The sequence below is a fragment of the Actinomadura sp. 7K534 genome, from assembly GCF_004348575.1.
Classification (GTDB): Bacteria; Actinomycetota; Actinomycetes; order Streptosporangiales; family Streptosporangiaceae; genus Spirillospora; species Spirillospora livida.
This window is the reverse complement of record NZ_SMKB01000002.1, coordinates 46597-64546: the sequence shown is the minus strand read 5'-3', so window position 1 is coordinate 64546 and position 17950 is coordinate 46597. Positions and strand designations below refer to the sequence as shown.

Annotated in this window: 15 protein-coding genes; 6 read left to right on the top strand and 9 right to left on the bottom strand. The window is 73.7% G+C overall.

Annotated features, from left to right (window positions below; all coding sequences use genetic code 11):
- Positions 1-6: 6 nt before the first annotated feature.
- Positions 7-1785: a serine/threonine-protein kinase gene (locus tag E1266_RS00955; RefSeq protein WP_132042659.1), complete on the bottom strand. Its 1779-nt coding sequence runs from the start codon at positions 1783-1785 to the stop codon at positions 7-9.
- 374 nt (positions 1786-2159) lie between these two features.
- Here E1266_RS00955 and E1266_RS00950 point away from each other — a divergent pair, with 374 nt between their 5' ends.
- The 3 genes from E1266_RS00950 to E1266_RS00940 all read left to right on the top strand — a co-directional run bounded on the left by E1266_RS00950 (position 2160) and on the right by E1266_RS00940 (position 5941).
- Positions 2160-3644: a hypothetical protein gene (locus tag E1266_RS00950; RefSeq protein WP_132042657.1), complete on the top strand. Its 1485-nt coding sequence runs from the start codon at positions 2160-2162 to the stop codon at positions 3642-3644.
- Positions 3645-3718: 74 nt separating this feature from the next.
- Entirely contained in the window at positions 3719-4864 is a 1146-nt protein-coding gene (locus E1266_RS00945; protein ID WP_132042655.1) for a CaiB/BaiF CoA-transferase family protein, read from the top strand.
- A 222-nt stretch (positions 4865-5086) separates the two neighbouring features.
- Positions 5087-5941, top strand: coding sequence for an alpha/beta fold hydrolase (locus E1266_RS00940; RefSeq protein WP_132042652.1), 855 nt, complete (start codon positions 5087-5089; stop codon positions 5939-5941).
- Between the two features lie 82 nt (positions 5942-6023).
- Here E1266_RS00940 and E1266_RS00935 read toward each other — a convergent pair whose 3' ends face one another.
- The 5 genes from E1266_RS00935 to E1266_RS00915 all read right to left on the bottom strand — a co-directional run bounded on the left by E1266_RS00935 (position 6024) and on the right by E1266_RS00915 (position 10153).
- Positions 6024-7277, bottom strand: a complete 1254-nt coding sequence (locus E1266_RS00935; protein WP_132042649.1) for an aminotransferase class III-fold pyridoxal phosphate-dependent enzyme — start codon at positions 7275-7277, stop codon at positions 6024-6026.
- A gap of 116 nt (positions 7278-7393) precedes the next feature.
- Positions 7394-8053: a GntR family transcriptional regulator gene (locus E1266_RS00930; RefSeq protein WP_131976255.1), complete on the bottom strand. Its 660-nt coding sequence runs from the start codon at positions 8051-8053 to the stop codon at positions 7394-7396.
- A gap of 17 nt (positions 8054-8070) precedes the next feature.
- On the bottom strand, positions 8071-8856 hold the full coding sequence (locus tag E1266_RS00925) for a maleate cis-trans isomerase (protein WP_132042647.1): 786 nt from the start codon (positions 8854-8856) through the stop codon (positions 8071-8073).
- A 36-nt stretch (positions 8857-8892) separates the two neighbouring features.
- Complete coding sequence (locus tag E1266_RS00920) at positions 8893-9654, bottom strand: Asp/Glu racemase (RefSeq protein WP_132042645.1); 762 nt, start codon at positions 9652-9654, stop codon at positions 8893-8895.
- A 16-nt stretch (positions 9655-9670) separates the two neighbouring features.
- Positions 9671-10153 carry a DUF3830 family protein gene (locus tag E1266_RS00915; protein ID WP_207945353.1) on the bottom strand — a complete coding sequence of 161 codons (483 nt, stop codon included), beginning with the start codon at positions 10151-10153 and terminating at the stop codon, positions 9671-9673.
- Positions 10154-10496: 343 nt separating this feature from the next.
- On the opposite strand from E1266_RS00915, the gene E1266_RS00910 reads away from it, so the two are divergent.
- Positions 10497-11423, top strand: coding sequence for a D-2-hydroxyacid dehydrogenase (locus tag E1266_RS00910; protein WP_132042737.1), 927 nt, complete (start codon positions 10497-10499; stop codon positions 11421-11423).
- Between the two features lie 29 nt (positions 11424-11452).
- Positions 11453-12850: an amidase gene (locus E1266_RS00905; protein ID WP_243718152.1), complete on the top strand. Its 1398-nt coding sequence runs from the start codon at positions 11453-11455 to the stop codon at positions 12848-12850.
- Positions 12851-13023: 173 nt separating this feature from the next.
- Here the strand turns inward: E1266_RS00905 and E1266_RS00900 are convergent, their stop codons facing one another.
- The gene (locus E1266_RS00900; RefSeq protein WP_165965886.1) at positions 13024-14037 is read right to left on the bottom strand and encodes an alcohol dehydrogenase catalytic domain-containing protein; all 1014 of its coding nucleotides are present in this window, start codon (positions 14035-14037) and stop codon (positions 13024-13026) included.
- 110 nt (positions 14038-14147) lie between these two features.
- On the opposite strand from E1266_RS00900, the gene E1266_RS00895 reads away from it, so the two are divergent.
- On the top strand, positions 14148-14882 hold the full coding sequence (locus tag E1266_RS00895; protein ID WP_132042638.1) for a TetR/AcrR family transcriptional regulator: 735 nt from the start codon (positions 14148-14150) through the stop codon (positions 14880-14882).
- Between the two features lie 4 nt (positions 14883-14886).
- Here E1266_RS00895 and E1266_RS00890 read toward each other — a convergent pair whose 3' ends face one another.
- Positions 14887-15546 (bottom strand): DUF1707 domain-containing protein, encoded by a 660-nt coding sequence (locus E1266_RS00890; RefSeq protein WP_243718151.1) that lies wholly within the window; start codon positions 15544-15546, stop codon positions 14887-14889.
- 9 nt (positions 15547-15555) lie between these two features.
- Positions 15556-17856, bottom strand: a complete 2301-nt coding sequence (locus E1266_RS00885; protein ID WP_132042636.1) for an FdhF/YdeP family oxidoreductase — start codon at positions 17854-17856, stop codon at positions 15556-15558.
- Positions 17857-17950 lie beyond the last annotated feature (94 nt).

Genomic DNA, 17950 nt, shown 5'->3' with positions numbered 1-17950 from the left:
CCCGCGTCAGCTCGGACGCTTCGCGCTGATGCAGGCGGGCGCCGACCATGACACGTCCGGTGCCTGGCCGGGGTTGAGACGCAGCACGGAGCCCACCTTGAAGCAGTAGCGGGTCCTCGGCCGCAGGCCGGGCATGGTCGCCGAGCGGGAGCCGGCCTGCGCCGTCACGAGCGGGTTCGCGCCGGCCGGCTGCTGCTGGATGAGCAGCGGCAGCTCCTTAGCGGCGGGCGGCAGCGTCCAGGCGAGCACGGCCGTGCGGCCCGCCGGCCTCGCGACGAGCCCGCGCGGGCGCGTGGCGGTGAACTGGGCGCGCGGAAGGGGCTCGGGCGGGACGTCAGCGGCCTGCCCCTGAGGGCCCGGTGTGGCGGCCGCCGGAGGGCCCGCGGCCTGCCGTCCCTCCTCGCCGCCCCCGCGGGTGAGGGCGAGCGCCCCGACGCCGAGCGCCAGCCCGCCGACGAGCGCCACGCCCGCCGCGACGATGAGGCCCCGCCGCGGGCCGTCGCCCGGCTGGTCGAGCGTGTGCTGGTGCGGGACGGGCTGCGGGGCCAGCTGGTGCGGGGCCGTGTGCGGTGTCGTGTGGGCGCCGCTCGCCCGCGGATCGCCCGCCCGCGGCGGCCCCTGCACCTGGCCCCCGGGCGTCGCGGGCCAGGCCGTAGGGGCGCCGTCGCGCGGGACGGTGTGCGGCTCCCGCGGCATCGTGCCCTCCTGCGGGAGGAGGGCGTCGGGCGTCTGCGGCGGGGAGGCGTCCGGGTGCCAGGGCGACGGCGGAACCGGGGGCCCGAGGACGGGCGCCTGGGCGGTCGGCGCCCACTCCGGGACGCGCGGCGGCCCGGAGGTGTCGGGGAACGACGGCCGCGGCCCCGAAGGAAAGTCGGACGACGCGAAACCCGACGACGACCCCGTGCCGCCGTCCTGCCGCGGAACCGGCAGGACGGCGCCGCTGCTGTGCGGGACGTCCGTGACCGGCAGGCCCAGCTCGGCCTGCACGCTCTGGAGCGCCTGCGCGAACTCCACGGCCGTCGCGAAGCGCTGCTCGGGGGTCTTGGCCATCGCGTGCACGATGACCTCCTGCACCCGGGGCGGCACGTCCGCACGGGGGATCGGCGGCGGCGGATCGCTGAGGATCCGCAGCATCAGCTGCGCGATGCCCTCGCCGGCCGGGCCCTTGAACGCGGGCTGCCCCGCGAGGAGCTGGTACAGCGTCGAGCCGAGCGAGTAGATGTCGGAGCCGACGCCGGGCTGCCTGCCCTCCAGGATCTCGGGCGCGGCGTGGTGCGGGGTGAACGCCTGCGTGTGGGTCGCGTCGAAGGTGTCGACCAGGCGGGCGATGCCGAAGTCGGCGAGCGCGGGCTCCCCGTAGCGCGACAGCAGCACGTTCTGCGGCTTGACGTCGCGGTGCAGGACGTCGGTCTCGTGGGTGGCGGCGAGCGCACCCGCCATCTTCACCCCGATGCGCAGCACGTCCGCGACCGGCAGCGGCCCCTCCCGCGCGAGCCGGTCGGTGAGCGCGCCGTGCTCGAAGTACTCCATCGCGATGTAGGGGCGCCCGGACCGGGTGGTGCCGGTGTCCAGCACGGTCACGATGTTGGGATGGCCGGACAGCCGCCCGGTGATCTTGCTCTCCCGCTGGAAGCGGCGCATCGCCGCGTCGTCGACCGAGCCGATCGACAGGACCTTCAGCGCGACCATCCGGTCCAGGTGCTCCTGGTGCGCGCGGTAGACGACGCTGAAGCCGCCCTCGCCGACCTGCTCCAGCACCCGGTACCCAGGGACGTCCTCGGTCATGGGCAGGGGGATCCTTCGTGGTCGCTCGTGTGGTTCGCGGCGGGGGCGCGATCATTCGATGTACTGCGGTCCGGGGAGGTTCCCCCCGGGGGCAACAGCGTAGTACGGGGACGAAACGGGCGCGGGCTTCTCCCGCCGAACGGTGCGGGCGCCGATCTTCCGGCGGCTCCGGTACGGAAATAGGCGGACATTTCCAATGGCCCGGTTAATCGTTGTCCCAATTCCGCTCCTGCCCCGCCCGCATGCGGCCTAACCTCGTGGTTCGCGACGACAGAACGGCCCAGAGGGAGTGGCCCGCCGTGACGGAAGATGTCCTGACGAATACGAGGACGGAAACGCCGCTGCCCAAAACGGCATATGGCGACCTTGTCCGGATGGCGTATTTCGTTCTTCCCGGGACGGGAAAGCGCGTCTACCGGCTGGCGGTCGCGCGGCGGATCGTGGACGCCTCCGCCCGCGGCGCCCGGGACCGCTCGCCCGCCGGGCTGGCCCGCCGCCGCACCCGCGTGCTCCGCCGGGCGATGCGCCCGTCCCGGCGGCTGCACATCGGCCTCGGCCCCTGGCTGCGCGCCCTGCCCACCCGGCTGCCCGACCCGGCGCTCACCGCCGCCCTGGCCAAGCTCCATCCGCACGTCCGCGTCGCCTACGTGCTGCGGCACGTCGAGGGGCTGCCCCGCTACGCGGTCCACGACCAGCTGGTCGAGCTGCGCATCCGCGACCCCTGGCCGGCGATCCGCGCGGCCGACGCCGTCCGGCCGCCCGCCGCCCGGCGCGCCGAACGGTTCGAGCCCGCGCTGCTGCGCCCCGTCCGCAACCGCTCGGTGCTGCCGCTGGTCACCGCGGCCGTCCTCACCGCCGCCCTCGTCGCCGTGCTGGTGGCGACCGAGCGGGGCGACCCGCGCGAACCGGAGCTGCGGCTCGTCTCGTCTGACCCCGGCGGCTGGACGGGCGGCGCCCGCACCCTCGACGCCTGGCCGGCCCGCGGCGACCTCGCCCGCGACCGGGCGTTCACCCGGGGCGCCGCCGCGGCCTGGGCCGCCGCCCCGGCGGGCCGCCGCGCGACCGGCACCGCGCAGCTCCTCTACGCGGGCAACGTCGGCGGCACGGCGCTCGCGGTGCTGCGGCAGGGCGGCCGCGTCGCCCGCTACACCCGGGGCGGCCTGGACGTCGTCGACGCCGGGCAGGACACGTCCGCCCCGATCGCCCTCGGCGGCGGGCGCTACCTCCTGGCGCCCTGGGACGCGCGGCCCGAGACCCTCGCCGGGGACGCCCTCGCGGTGACCGACGGGGTGACCGCGCCCGCCCGCGCCGAGTCCGGCTGCGGCCGGGGCCCCCTCTTCCACGTCGGCTCCAGGACCCTCGGCGACCTGGGCGGCCCGCGCGCCACCGTGCTCGGCTACCACTCGCCCGCCTACCGGCCGGACGGGAAGGACGAGCCCGCGCGCCTCGGCCGGGGAGGCCGCGAGTTCTGGAACCGGCTCGCCTGCGCGCCGCACCGGCCGGACGGGCCGGACCGGCCGGTGACCGAGGCCATGGCGTGGAACTTCTGGTCCGGCGGGCTGCCGCGCGGCGGCGGCTCCGCCGACTGGGTCTGCACCCGCCTGACCTTCGCCGACGGCGCCGGCGCGGCCGCCGCCACGCTGCTCGCGGCGAAGGACCGGGCCACCGGCCCCTGCGACGCCCGCCGCCCGGTCAGCGGAACGTGGTGGAAGGCCCCGTCCGGCCGCTGGTACTACCTGGCCGCCGCGGGGCCCGGCCTCGTCCCGCACGCGGACGGCGTCCGCCGCTCCACCGTCCGCAAGCGCCTGCTCACCGCGACCGGCACCCGGGACGCGCCGGTGGAACTCACCGCCCGCTAGCGCCGCCCGGGTCAGCGCGCCCTTACCTCGATCGGGCACACTGGGGGGACCGAACGAGATTCAGGGAGATGCGCATGGGCAAGGGGCCGCTGTCCGGAGTACGGGTGATCGAGCTTGCCGGGATCGGGCCGGGGCCCTTCGCCGCGATGCTGCTGGCCGACCTCGGCGCCGACGTGATCCGCGTCGACCGCGCCTCCGCGGTGAAGGCCGGTGAGGCCACCGGCGGGACCGACTTCAGCAACCGCGGCAAGCGCTCCATCGCGATCGACCTGAAGAGCGAGAAGGGCAAGGAGGTCGTCCTCCGGCTGGTCGAGAAGTCCGACGTCCTCCTCGAAGGGTTCCGGCCCGGCGTCACCGAGCGCCTCGGCCTCGGCCCGGACGACTGCCTCGCCCGCAACCCGAAGCTCGTCTACGGGCGGATGACCGGCTGGGGCCAGGAGGGGCCGCTCTCCCACACCGCCGGGCACGACGTCGGCTACATCGCCATCACCGGCACGCTGCACGCCATCGGCCGGGCCGGCGGACCTCCGCAGGTGCCGCTGAACCTCCTCGGCGACTTCGCCGGCGGCAGCATGTACCTCGTCGTCGGCATCCTGTCCGCCCTCCTGGAGTCCAGGACGAGCGGGCGCGGCCAGGTCGTCGACGCCGCCATCGTGGACGGCGCCGCGCACCTGTCCACCTTCATCCACGGCTTCCTGCGGGGCGGCCTGTGGGAGGACCGCCGCGGCGTCAACCTGCTCGACACCGGCGCCCCCTGGTACGACGTCTACGAGACCTCCGACGGGCGCCACATGGCCGTCGGCGCGATCGAGCCCCAGTTCTACGCCGAGTTCCTCCGCCTCAGCGGCCTCGACAAGGAGGACCTCCCGGCCCAGCACGACCGCTCCGGCTGGCCCGCGCTCCGCGAGCGCTTCGCCGAGGTGTTCCGCACGAAGACCCGCGACGAGTGGACGGAGATCTTCGTCCCGAGCGACGCGTGCGTGGCCCCCGTCCTGTCCATGGCGGAGGCGGCCGAGCACCCCTACAACACGTCCCGCGACGTGTTCCCCGAGCTGGGCGGCCACCCGCAGCCCGCCCCGGCGCCCCGCTTCTCCCGCACCACCACCGAGACCGACGGCGTCCCCGCCCTGCCCGGCGGCCAGACCCGCGCGGTCCTGGAGGACCTCGGCTTCAGCGACGCCGAGACCCTCCTGAAGGAGGGCGCGGTCGCCCAGGCGTGACCGGTCTCCGCCCGTAGGGGCTGGTCGCAGGTGACCGGACTCCCGCGATTGTGAGTCGCCTGACAATTCCCCCGGGGTAACCGGCGGCCATTCCACAAGACCGCGCCGGAATGCGGCCGTACGTTATGTGCACTCCACCCCCACCGACACGGCGATGAGGGGCCGGACCCGGATGCTCGGGTCCCGGCCTCTCTTGGCCGTGCCCGCTTTAGGGAGATGCACATGCGTTTCAGGCGGCTCCGCAGATGGGCGGTCATCGCGGCCGCGATGACCGCCGTGCTGGGCACGACCGGCGTCACCGCGCCCGCGCAGGCCGAGATCGTCCCGGAAGGGGCGAACGACTGGAATTGCAAACCGTCGTTCTGGCATCCGCGGCCGGTCGTGCTCGTGCACGGCACGGTCGAGAACATGGCGTTCAACTGGCAGAAACTCTCCCCGGCGCTGAAGAAGGCCGGATACTGCGTCTACGCCCTCAATTACGGCGGCCCGAAGGACGGCCCCATTCAGGGAATCTACGACATTCCCACGTCGGCCGGTGAGCTGTCCGCGTTCGTCGACCGGGTGCTCGAATCGACCGGGGCGCCGAAGGTCGACATCGTCGGCCACTCGCAGGGCGGCATGATGCCGCGGTACTACATGAAGTTCCTCGGCGGGGCCGCGAAGGTGAACAAGCTCGTCGGCATCGTCCCCTCGAACCACGGGACGAACGCGTCGGGGCTGGTGGAGCTGGGCCGGCTGCTCGGCATCACCCAGGCGATCGTGAAGGCCGCGCCGGCGGCCGGGCAGCAGATCGTCGGCTCGGACTTCCTGCGGGAGCTGAACGAGGGCGGCGACACCGTCCCCGGCCCCCAGTACATCGTGCTCGCCACCAAGTACGACGAGGTCGTCACGCCCTACACCTCGTCGTTCCTGAACGGCTCCAACGCGCACAACGTCCTGCTCCAGGACAAGTGCCCCGGCGACACCAACGCGCACCTCGGCATCAACTTCGACCCAGTGATGATCAAATTCGTGCAGAACTCGCTCGACATCTGGGGCCCGTACTGGCCCATCGACTGCGCCGATCCGCTCGGCTGATCCCGCGCGGACGGCACGGCGCCCGGTGCTCCCCTCTCCGTGAGCACCGGGCGCCGGTGTAGCGGGCGTCTCCCCGCGCGGGTCAGCCGACCGCGTCGGCGACGGCGTCCGCCCAGAGGCCGAGCGCGTCGTCGATCTGCGACTCGGTGACGATCAGCGGCGGGATCATCCGGACGACGTTGCCGTACGCGCCGCAGGTCAGCAGCAGGAGCCCGCGCTCGGTCGCCGCCTTGTGGGCGCGCGCCGCGGCGTCGGCGTCGGGCTCGCCGCCGGGCGCGGTGAACTCGGCGGCCTGCATCAGCCCGAGCCCGCGCACGTCCCCGATGGCCGGGTGGTCGGCGGCGACCTTCTGCAGGCCGTCGTTCAGCCGCGCGCCCTGCCGGGCGGCGTTGCCGACGAGGTCCTCGTCCTGGATGACCTGGAGCGTGGCGAGCGCCGCGGCGCAGGAGACCGCGTTGCCGCCGTAGGTGCCGCCCTGCGAGCCGGGCCGGGCCTTCTCCATCAGCGCGGTCGGCGCCGCGATCGCCGACAGCGGGAAGCCGCTGGCCAGGCCCTTGGCGGTGATGAGGACGTCGGGGAGCGCGGCGGAGTGCTCGTGCCCCCAGAACCGGCCGGTCCGCCCGAACCCGGTCTGCACCTCGTCCATGATCAGCAGGATGCCGTGCCGGTCGGCGCGCTCGCGCAGCCCCTCCAGGAACCCGGGCGGGGCGGGGATGTAGCCGCCCTCGCCGAGCACCGGCTCGACGATGAACGCGGCGGTGTCGGACGCGGGGCTGGCGGTGACGAGCAGGTAGTCGAGCTCGCGCAGCGCGAACCGGGTGGCCTCGCCCTCGTCCCAGCCGTACCGGTAGGCCTGCGGGAACGGCGCGATGGCGGCGCCCGGCATCAGCGGGCCGATGCCGGCGCGGAACTTCGTGCCCGCGGTGGTGAGCGCGGCGGCGCCCATGGTCCGGCCGTGGAAGGAGCCGTGGAAGACGACGATGTTCTGCCGGCCGGTGGCGTGCCGCGCCAGCCGGATGGACGCCTCGACGGCCTCGCTGCCACTGTTGAGGAAGAACAGCGAGTCGAGCCCGGACGGCAGCACGTCGCCGAGCGCCTCGGTGAGGCGCAGCAGCGGCTCGTGCATGACCGTCGTGTACTGGCCGTGGATAAGCGTGCCGACCTGCCGCTGCGCGGCCTCGACCACGCGCGGGTGGCAGTGGCCGGTGCCGGTGACGCCGATGCCCGCGGTGAAGTCGAGGTGCCGCCGGCCGTCGGTGTCGTACAGGTAGACGCCCTCGCCGCGCTCGGCAAGGACGGGGGTGGCCTGCTTGAGCAGGGGTGACAGCTTAGCCATGCGTCGTCCCTCCGATGCCCTTCGTAGATTGTCGACAATCTGCAATGTAGGTGCCCCTGGGACCGGATGTCCAGCGCCGCGGGGCCACTCCGGTACGGCGCCGCCGGAAGAGAGTGCTAGGGGAGGCGGAGCCGCTCGATGGAGTCGGTCATGTGCTCCTCGATGAGGGTCAGCAGCCGCTCCTCCTCGCCGTCGCCGATCGCGTCGACCAGCCGCCGGTGCTCCTCGACCAGCTCGGACGGCTCCGGGTAGGTGTCCTGCAGCGCGTTGAGGCACATGCGGGTCTCCACCAGGAGGGTGTGCGCCATCCGCTCCAGCCGGGGGCTCCCGGACGAACTGACCAGCACCTCGTGGAACGCCTGGTCCGCGTCGCTCATCGCGACCCGGTCGCGCTGGTCGGCCGCGTCGATGAGCGCGTCGAGGGCGTCGGTGAGCCGGGCGACGGCCTCCCCGCGGTTGCGCTCCATGATCAGCTGGCACGCCTCCCGCTCGATGGCGAGCCGGGCGAGGTAGACGTCCTCGACGTCGCCCTCGTCCAGTGTGATGACGAACAGCCCGCGGTGCGGTTCGCTGACCAGCAGCCCCTCCTGGACGAGCCGCTGCATCGCCTCGCGCAGCGGCCCGCGGCTGATGCCGAGCCGGCCGGCCAGCTCGGCCTCGCCGAGCTGGGCGCCGGGCTCCAGCGACCCGTACATGATCGCCGAGCGCAGCTCGTCGGAGACGATCTCGACGGTCGACTTGCGGGGGACAGGTTCCAGCTCACCCAATCGGCCCATTGCCGCGGGCCCCTTTCTCATAGCTGCCAGGTATCTCGTCCCCGCTCGGCGACGCCGGCCGGGACGGCGGCGGGCTCGGCGAACAGCCGGCCCAGCCCGGTGCGCGGCGGGAGTCCCCCGGGACCGGACGCGAGCCGCAGCCCCTCCCACACGCTCACCTGGTTGGCGGTCAGGACCGGCTTGCCGACCCGTGCCTCCAGCTCGTCGAGCCAGGACACGGTGTGCAGCGCGGTGTCGGGCACCAGCACCGCCTCGGCGTCCGGATGGTCGTTGGCGGCGACGAAGGCGAGCACCTCGTCGCGGCCCAGGGTGCCGACCTCGGCGGCGGTGACGATGCCCCGGCAGGACAGCGCCACCACCTCGATCCCGGCGTGGCCCAGGAAGGCGACGAACCGCTCGGCGACGTCGGCCGGGTAGGTCGCGGCGATCGCGACCCTGGTCACGCCGAGGGCCCGCGCGGCGTTCACGAAGGCGAACGAGGTGCTGGACGCGGGCACGCCCGCTTCCGCGGCGACGCCCTCGACCTGCCGCGCGGCGCCGTCCCAGCCGAACACGAAGCTCCCGCTGGTACAGGCCCACACCGCGGACTGGACGCCCATGCCGCGCAGGACGCGGGCGCCCTCGCCCAGCACGTCGGCGCCGCCGACGTCCAGCAGCGCGTCGACGCGGTGGGCGTCCTCGCGCATCAGCGTGTGGACGACCGGCAGGCGCACCCCGCCGAGCGCGAGCTCGATGGCGGGGTAGTCGTCCTCAGCGCTGTAGCCGGGGTAGAGGAACCCGGCGCTCAACCCGTTCTGTGGCATCGAATCGTCAATCCTACCCTTGGGCTCCATCGGTGATCAGGCGGCGGTGGACGGGGCCAGCTGCACGAGCGACTGCCCGGGACCGGCCGCGGAGCGGCCCATCGAGCGCAGTGCCGTGCACATCGTGACCTGGTTGGCGGTGAGGACCGGCTTGCCGATCATCTGTTCCAGCGGGGCGATGATGTCGTACGTCGGCACGTTCGTGCAGCTTATGAAGACGGCCTCGGCCTCGGGGCCGTCGACCGTCGACACCGCCGACACGATCTCGCCGTAGCCGACCTTCCAGATGTGGCTGAGCAGCCCCATCCCGACCGACGACACCACTTCGATGCCGTACTCGCCGAGGAAGGACACCAGCCGCTCGGTGACCGCGTCGATGTAGGGGGTGACGACCGCGATGCGGCTGACGTCGAGGAGCCGGAGCGACTCCACCAGCGCCCCCGACGTCGTCGTGGAGACCGGCGCGCCGGCCAGCCGCATCGACTCGTGCAGCCGCAGCTCGCCCGCTTTGCCGCCGATGAAGCTCCCCGACGCGCAGGCGTAGGCGACGGCGAGCGGCTCGGGGGCGAGCACGTCGCGCGTGGCCTGCCGGACGATGGACTGGTCGGACAGCGCGGACGCCATCTCGACGGTGACCGGTACCGGGACGTACGGGAGCCGCGTCATGTACAGCGACACGTCGTCGGGCGTCCAGCGCCACAGTTCGCGGTCGAGGGCGAAGTCGAAGGGCGCGACCACGCCGATGCCGTGCTGGGCGAGCAGCTCGGGGCCGACGACCAGCGTGGGGTCGAATGTCATTTGCGCGCCCACCGCCCTAGGACTCGGCACGGCTGTAGACCAGGCGCTCACCGACACCGCCGGAGCGCCAGACGTCGTTGCAGGCCTCGGCCATGCGGTCGAGGCCCTCGACGATCGTCGCGTAGACGTTGCCGGGGACCCAGCCGACGTCCCCGTTGAGCAGCAGGTTGTTGCGGCCGTAGAAGATGGCGAGGTCGATCACGCCGGGCAGCGTGTGGATGTTCTTCTCCTCCTTGAAGCGCCGGTCGAGCATGCCGCCGGCGAAGGAGAAGTAGACGACGTCGCCCGGGATGGGGGTGACCGTGGGGTTCTCGAGGCCGACCTCCTCCTCGGAGAACCGCTCGACCATCGTGTAGACCTCGTTCCGCGCGTACTTGGCGTGGTAGGCGTCCCCGCCGAGCGGGAGGGAGTTCCACACCGCCTCGCAGGTGCGCGGCGCGTCCTTCTCCAGTAGTTCCGCGACGCACGAGACGCCGCGACGCTCCAGAGTGATGGTCATGAGCTTGGGCATGCTGGGCCTCCCCGTGGACAGGGGTGGGCGAGAACGTCGCCACCCGAAGGACTCTTCCGTTAGAGCGCTCTGGGATCCGTCCTGGCCTTGCGTGGGCAGGTTGCGACGGTCTTGCAGCACACGAGATCTCAGTGCGGTGCCCGGGGCCGCAGTGCACCGCGCTGATTGTTGACAATCCTACGAAACGTTCCTAGCGTGTCAATGCCCCCCTGAGTTGCCTTCACGTAAACTCTGGTCTCCCTGAAAGTGGCGCTCCATGGACCCTGCTCCGCCCGCACCCGGAGGACCGCCCGGCGTGGTGGTCCTGACTGGGGACGCCCGCCCGCGGGGGATGGCCGACGCGGAGCGCCTCGCCCGCGTCCGTTACGTCCGTGAAACTGAGCTTGCGGACGCCCTGCCCGGCGCGGACGTCCTGTTCGTGTGGGACTTCCTCTCCGACGCGGTCGCCGGGGCGTGGCCGCGGACCGGCGGGCCCGAGTGGGTCCACATCGCGAGCGCCGGGGTCGACCGGCTGCTCTTCCCCGGCCTGGTCGAGTCCGGCACGGTCGTCACCAACTCCCGCGGCGTCTTCGACGAGCCGATCGCAGAATACGTGCTCGGGCTGGTGCTCACGTTCGCCAAGGACCTGCACACGACCGTCCGGCTCCAGGGCGAGCGCCGCTGGCTGCACCGCGAGACCGAGCGCGTCACCGGCGCCCGCGCCCTGGTCGTCGGCACCGGGCCGATCGGCCGCGCGATCGGCCGCCGCCTGTCGGCCGCGGGCCTGGCCGTGTCCGGCGCGGGCCGCACGCCGCGCGACGCCGATCCCGACCTCGGCGTCGTCCACCCGATGGAGCGGCTGGGCGAGGCGCTCGCCGAGGCCGACTACGTCGTGCTGGCGGCGCCGCTCACCCCGGAGACCCGCCACATGGTCGACGCCGCCGCGCTCGCGCGGATGCGGCCGTCCGCGCGGCTCGTCAACGTGGGGCGCGGCGCGCTGGTGAACGAGCCCGACCTGGTCGAGGCGCTGCGGGCCGGGCGGATCGCGGGCGCGGCCCTCGATGTCTTCGAGGACGAGCCGCTCCCGGAGTCGTCGCCCCTGTGGGACATGCCGAACGTGCTGGTCTCCCCGCACATGTCCGGCGACGTCATCGGCTGGCGGGACGAGCTGGTCTGGCTGTTCACCGCCAACCTCGACCGCTATGTCGCCGGGCGCCCGCTGCGCAACGTCGTGGACAAGCGGCTCGGCTACGTGGGTTCACCGCAGAGGGTCGGCTGACCAGTGCACCGGAGGGGGATGCAGTGACCGTGACGAAGACCGACGCGGCCGATCTGACCGCGGCCGAGCTGCTGCGCGAGTACGAGGCCGGGACGCTCTCCCCGGTCGAGGCGGCGCGGGCCGTCCTCGACCGGATCGAGCGCGACGACCCCGCGCTCAACGCGTTCTGCCTGGTCGACGAAGAGACCACGCTCGACATGGCCCGCGCGGCGGCCGACCGGCGGGCGCGCGGCGCGACGCTCGGCCCGCTGGACGGCGTGCCCGTCTCCATCAAGGACGTCCTGCTCACCCGCGGCTGGCCCACGCTGCGCGGCTCCACGACGATCGACCCGGCGGGCCCGTGGGACGAGGACGCCCCGTCGGTCGCCCGGCTCCGCGAGCAGGGCGCGGTCTTCGTCGGCAAGACGACCACGCCGGAGTTCGCGTGGAAGGGCGTCACCGACAACCCGCTCACCGGCGTCACCCGCAACCCGTGGGACACGTCCCGCACGCCGGGCGGGTCGAGCGGCGGCGCGGCGGCGGCCGTCGCGGCGGGCATGGCGCCGCTCGCCCTCGGCACGGACGGCGGCGGCTCGGTGCGCATCCCCGCCGCGTTCACCGGCACGTTCACCATCAAGCCGACCTACGGCCGCATCCCGCACTACCCGGCGAGCCCGTTCGGGACGCTCGCGCACGTCGGCCCGATGACCTACACCGTCGCGGACGCGGCGCTGCTGCTCGACGCGATCTGCGGACCCGACGGCCGCGACTGGTCCGCGCTCGCGCCGCCGGACGTCCCGTTCACCGAGGCCCGCCCGGACGACCTGACCGGCCTGCGCGTGGCGTTCAGCCCCGACCTCGGCTTCGCGGAGGTCGATCCGGAGATCGCGGCGTCCGTCGCGGCCGCCGCCGAGGTGTTCGCCGAGCTGGGCGCCAAGGTCGAGCAGGCCGACCCCGGCTTCGGCGACCCCGTCGAGGAGTTCGAGGTCCTGTGGTTCGCGGGCGCCGCGAAGGTCGTCGACCACCTGCCGCCCGAGGCGCGCGCACGGCTCGACCCGGGCCTGCGGGAGATCTGCGAGCAGGGCGCGGGGTACTCGGCGCTCGAGTACCTGACCGCCACGGCCCGCCGGATGGAGCTCGGCCGCATCATGGGCCTGTTCCACGAGCGCTACGACCTGCTGCTCACCCCGACGATGCCGATCGCGGCGTTCGAGGCCGGCCTGGAGGTGCCGCCGGGTTCGCCGTCCCCGCGCTGGACGAGCTGGACCCCGTTCACCTACCCGTTCAACATGACGCAGCAGCCCGCCGCGAGCCTGCCGTGCGGCTACACCTCGGCGGGGCTGCCGATCGGCCTCCAGGTGGTCGGCGCCCGGCACGCCGACGCCCTGGTGATGGCCGCCTGCCACGTGTTCGAGCGGGCGCGCCCGTGGAAAAGGTGGCGGCCGTAAGGGAGCGCTAGCGGACTGGAGGTCGCCGTCGGGGGTCTGGGGGTTGTCCCCCAGAGGCGATAGGTGGCGGCCGTAAGGGAGCGCTAGCGGACTGGAGGTCGCCGTCGGGGGTCTGGGGGTTGTCCCCCAGAGGCGATAGGTGGACGCCCTAGCCGGCCTCGGCGGGGCCGCGGTCAGCCGAACGTGATCACCGTGCGGCCGCGGTGGAGGCCCTGGTCCATATCGGCGAGGACGCGCGGCGCGTCGTCCAGCGGGACGGACGTGACCGCGGGGACGATCCCGTGCGCCACCGCGAAGTCGAGGGTGTCGCGCAGGTCGGCGGGGGACCCGGACGGCGTGCCCATCACGCGCAGCCGGTTGGCGACCAGGGCGAGCGGCGACACCTCCACGTTCGCGGCGTCGAAGCCGACGTAGACCAGGGTGCCGTCCGCGCGCAGGCCGCCGAAGGCGGCGAGCCCCGTCGCGGTGTCGGGCGCGGTGTTCATGACGACGTCCGCGCCGCCCCAGGCCCGCAGCGCCTCGGCGGGGTCCTGCTCGGAGGTCGCGACGTACAGTTCGGCGCCGCCGCGCAGTGCCTCCTCTTCGGCGCCGCGCGTGCGGGACACCGCGGCGACCCGGGCGCCCATCGCGGCGGCGAACCGGACGGCCAGCATGCCGACGCCGCCGGTGCCGAGCACGGCGACCCGCGACCCGGCGACCGCGCCGGCCCGCCGCAGCCCGTTGAACGCGGTGACGCCCGCGCACATCAGCGGCGCGCCGGCCACGGGGTCGAGGCCGCCGGGCAGCGGGGTGACGAAACCGGCGCGGCCCAGGAAGTATTCGGCGTATCCGCCGTCGCGGTTGACCCCGGTGACCGGCCTGGGGAGGGCGCCGCACAGGTTCTGGTCGCCGCGCACGCACTGGTCGCAGTGGCCGCACGATCCGTACGGCCACGCGGCGCCGACGCGGGTGCCGACCTCCGGCCATCCGACGCCCGGGCCGAGCGCGGCGACGACGCCGCTGATCTCGTGGCCCGGCACGACCGGGAACGTCCCGAAGGCGTAGTGGCCCCGCAGGTGGTTGACCTCGGAGAAGCACATCCCGCACGCGGTGACCTCGACGAGGATCTCGCCGGGGCCCGGTTCGGGCACCTCCCGCTCGACGATCTCCAGCGGCTTGCCGGGTGCGGACAGTAGCGCGCTGCGCATGGCAGGTCCCCTCTCGGACATGTATTCATAGCGCTGATACACGAATCACCATAACGCTGCTACAGGAGCTTGCATAGCGGTGTTCGGGAAATTTCTGTAACGTTGATTTCGTGACCGCGCAGAAGGACCTCGACACCCGGGACCGGATCCTGCGGACGGCCGCCCGGCTGCTGGCCGAGGCCGATGGCGAGCCGGTCTCGACGCGCGCCGTCTGCACGGCGGCCGGGGTGGGGGCGCCGACGCTCTACCACCACTTCGGCGACAAGCGCGGGCTGTTCGACGCCGTCGCCGCCTACGGGTTCGAGACGTACCTGGCGAGCAAGCGCGCCCAGCGGAGCACCGGAGACCCGGTCGACGACCTGCGCCGCGGCTGGGACCTGCACGTCGAGTACGGCCGCACGAACCCCGCGTTCTACACCCTGATGTACGGGACGCCCCGGACGCCGCCCATCGCGGCGGAGGCGCACCGCATCCTGCTCGGCCTCGTCGACGCGGCCGCCCGCGCCGGGCGGCTCCGCGTCCCCGCCGGCACGGCCGCACGGATGATCCACGCCGCCGGGGTCGGCGTCACCCTCGCGCTCATCGCGGCCGAGGCCGGCCAAGCGGACGGCGAGCCGGGCAATGAGGCGGACGGGGCGGCGGACGACGAGCTGTCCGAGCGGACGAGGGAGGCGGTCCTGGCCGCGGTCACCGTCCCCCGCGAAGGGGAGGGCGACGCGCAGCGCACGTCCGCGGCGCGCGCGGTGGCGCTGCGCGCCGCGCTGGCCGCCGACCCGCCGAAGCGGCTATCCGCGCCGGAGGCGGCCCTGCTCGGCGAATGGCTGGACCGGATCGCCGACGGCTAGCCGGTCAGTCGTCCTCGGGCGGCCGGAGTTCCTTGTCGCGCTTCTTCTGCCGGCTCGACTTGCGGCGCTTCACCCCGACGCCGCCCCAGAACGCCAGGCCCCTGATGACGACCGTGGGGGAGCCGGGCACCCCCGGGCCGCTCGCCCGCTGGTCGAACCCGCCCATGATGCCGAGGCCCTTGACGTGCACGGTGATGTCGTCCGGCACGACGATGTCGATGCCGCCCATGATGGCCAGCGCCCGGATCGTCGTCTCCGGCTCCTCGAACCGCGCGTCGCGCAGGTCGATCTTCCCGCCGCCCCAGAACGCGAACGCCCGGAACACGCGGGGGACGTTCCACACGCCCGCCCGCAGGAAGCCGCTCATGATGCCGATGCCGCCCGTCCAGGAGGGCGCGCCCGGCAGCGGGCGCCAGGCCGCCGCGCCGGACGGCGCGGGCGCCGGTGCCGCGCCGGGGGCGGGCAGGTCCCGGGTGAGCGGCTCCAGGTCCGCGTACGTCTTGGCCGCGTACACCGCGTCCAGGCGCTCGTCCAGCTCCTCCAGGGTCAGCCGCCCGTCACCGGCTGCGTCCCGCAGCACCTGTGCGACCCGGTCGCGGTCGGCGTCGCCGGCCCGCATCTCCGGCGACGCGGAGGGTCCCGGGCGGTCGGGGAGGTTCGTCATGCCCCGAGCCTAAACCAGGTCGCCCCCCTGGGACCCCGCAGGTTCGAGACGGACGATCACGGATTTCGAGGTGGGGGTGTTGCTCACCTGGGCGGTGCTGTCGAGCGGGACGAGGACGTTGGTCTCCGGGAAGTACGCCGCCGCGCAGCCGGCCGCGGTCGGGTAGGCGACGGCGCGGAACGACGGGGCGCGGCGCTCGACGCCGTCCTCCCACTCGGAGACCAGGTCGACCATCGCGCCGTCCGCCAGCCCGAGGGCGGACAGGTCGGCCGGGTTGACGAACACGACGCGGCGCCCGGCCTTGATGCCCCGGTAGCGGTCGTCCAGCCCGTAGACGGTGGTGTTGTACTGGTCGTGGCTCCGGACGGTCTGCAGCAGCAGCCGCCCCTCCGGGACCCGCAGGACCTCCAGCTCGTTCACCGTGAGGTTGGCCTTGCCCGTGGCGGTGGGGAACCTGCGCTCGTCGCGCGGCGCGTGCGGGAGCGTGAACCCGCCGGGCTCGCGGACGCGGGCGTTGAACTCGGCGAACCCGGGCACGACGCGGGAGATGTGGTCGCGGATCACGTCGTAGTCGCGTTCCATCGCCTCCCACGCGATGCCCGAGCCGGGGAGCGCCGCCCTCGCCAGGCGGCAGACGATCGACACCTCCGACAGCAGGTGCGGGGAGGCGGGGGCGAGGCGGCCCCGCGAGGCGTGCACCATCCCCATCGAGTCCTCGACGGAGACGAACTGCGGCCCGGACTCCTGCTCGTCCCGCTCGGTGCGGCCGAGCGTCGGCAGGATCAGCGCCAGCTCGCCCACTTCGGCGTGCGAGCGGTTGAGCTTGGTGGAGACCTGCGCGGTCAGCCGGCAGTTCCGCAGCGCCGCCTCGGTGACCGCGGAGTCGGGGGTGGCGCGGACGAAGTTGCCGCCCATGCCGAGGAACACCTTCGCGCGGCCGTCCCGCATGGCGCGGATCGCGTTCACGGTGTCCACGCCGTGCTCGCGCGGCGGCTCGAACCCGAACTCGGCGGCGAGCGCGTCCAGGAACTCGGGCTTCGGCCGCTCCCAGATGCCCATCGTCCGGTCGCCCTGCACGTTGGAGTGGCCGCGCACCGGGCAGACGCCCGCGCCGGGGCGGCCGATGTTGCCGCGCAGCAGCAGGAAGTTGACGATCTCGCGGATCGTGGGGACGGAGTTGCGGTGCTGGGTGAGGCCCATCGCCCAGCAGACGATGATCCGCTCGGCCCGCAGGACGTCGCCGAGCGCGCCGGCGATCTCGTCGCGGGTCAGCCCGGTCGCCGCCCGCACGTCGTCCCAGTCCAGGCCGAGGACGTGCTTCTCGAACGCCTCGAACCCGTGGGTGTGCGCGTCGAGGAACGCGCGGTCGACGGCGTCCGGCGCGTCCGACTCCAGCAGCATCCGGTTGAGCGCCTGGAACAGGGCGAGGTCGCCGTTCAGCCGGATCTGCAGGAACCGGTCTGCGAGCACGGTGCCCTTCCCCGCGATCCCGGACGCGCGCTGCGGGTTCTTGAACCGCATCAGCCCCGCCTCGGGCAGCGGGTTGACGGCGACGATCCGGGCGCCCTCCTTCTTGGCCCGTTCCAGCGCCGACAGCATCCGCGGGTGGTTGGTCCCCGGGTTCTGCCCCACGACGAAGACCAGGTCGGCTCGGCCGAGGTCCTCCAGCAGCACCGACCCCTTGCCGACGCCGAGGGTCTCGCTCAGCGCCGACCCGGACGACTCGTGGCACATGTTGCTGCAGTCCGGCAGGTTGTTCGTGCCGAACGCGCGGACGAACAGCTGGTAGGCGAACGCGGCCTCGTTGCTCGTGCGGCCGGAGGTGTAGAAGACGGCCTCGTCCGGCGAGTCCAGCGCGCTCAGCTCCGCCGCCAGCAGGCCGAACGCCTCGTCCCACGCCACCGGCTCGTAGTGCTCGGACCCGGCGCGCTTCAGCATCGGCTCGGTGAGGCGCCCCTGCTGCCCGAGCCAGTGGTCGGAGCGCCGCGCCAGCTCGGCCACGGTGTGCCGGGCGAAGAACTCGCGGGTGACCCGCCGCGTCGTGGCCTCCTCCGCGACGGCCTTCGCGCCGTTCTCGCAGAACTCGGCGACGTGCCGGCGGTCGCCCTCCGGCCACGCGCACCCCGGGCAGTCGAAGCCCGACTTCTGGTTGACGCGCGCCAGCGTCAGCGCGGTGCGCCGGACCCCCATCTGCTCGTACGACCGCCGGAGCGCGGCCGTGACGCCGGGCACGCCGGCGGACCACGTCTTCGGCTCCGACACCTCGAGGCCCGCGTCGTCGAAGTCGTCGGAAGGCGCCTTGCGGCTCATCGCACCCACATCCTCGTTGTCGCCCGGGATCCCTCTCACTCTCGCACGAGGACGCGCACGCGTCCCTCAGCGAATCCGGACGGCGGAAACGAAG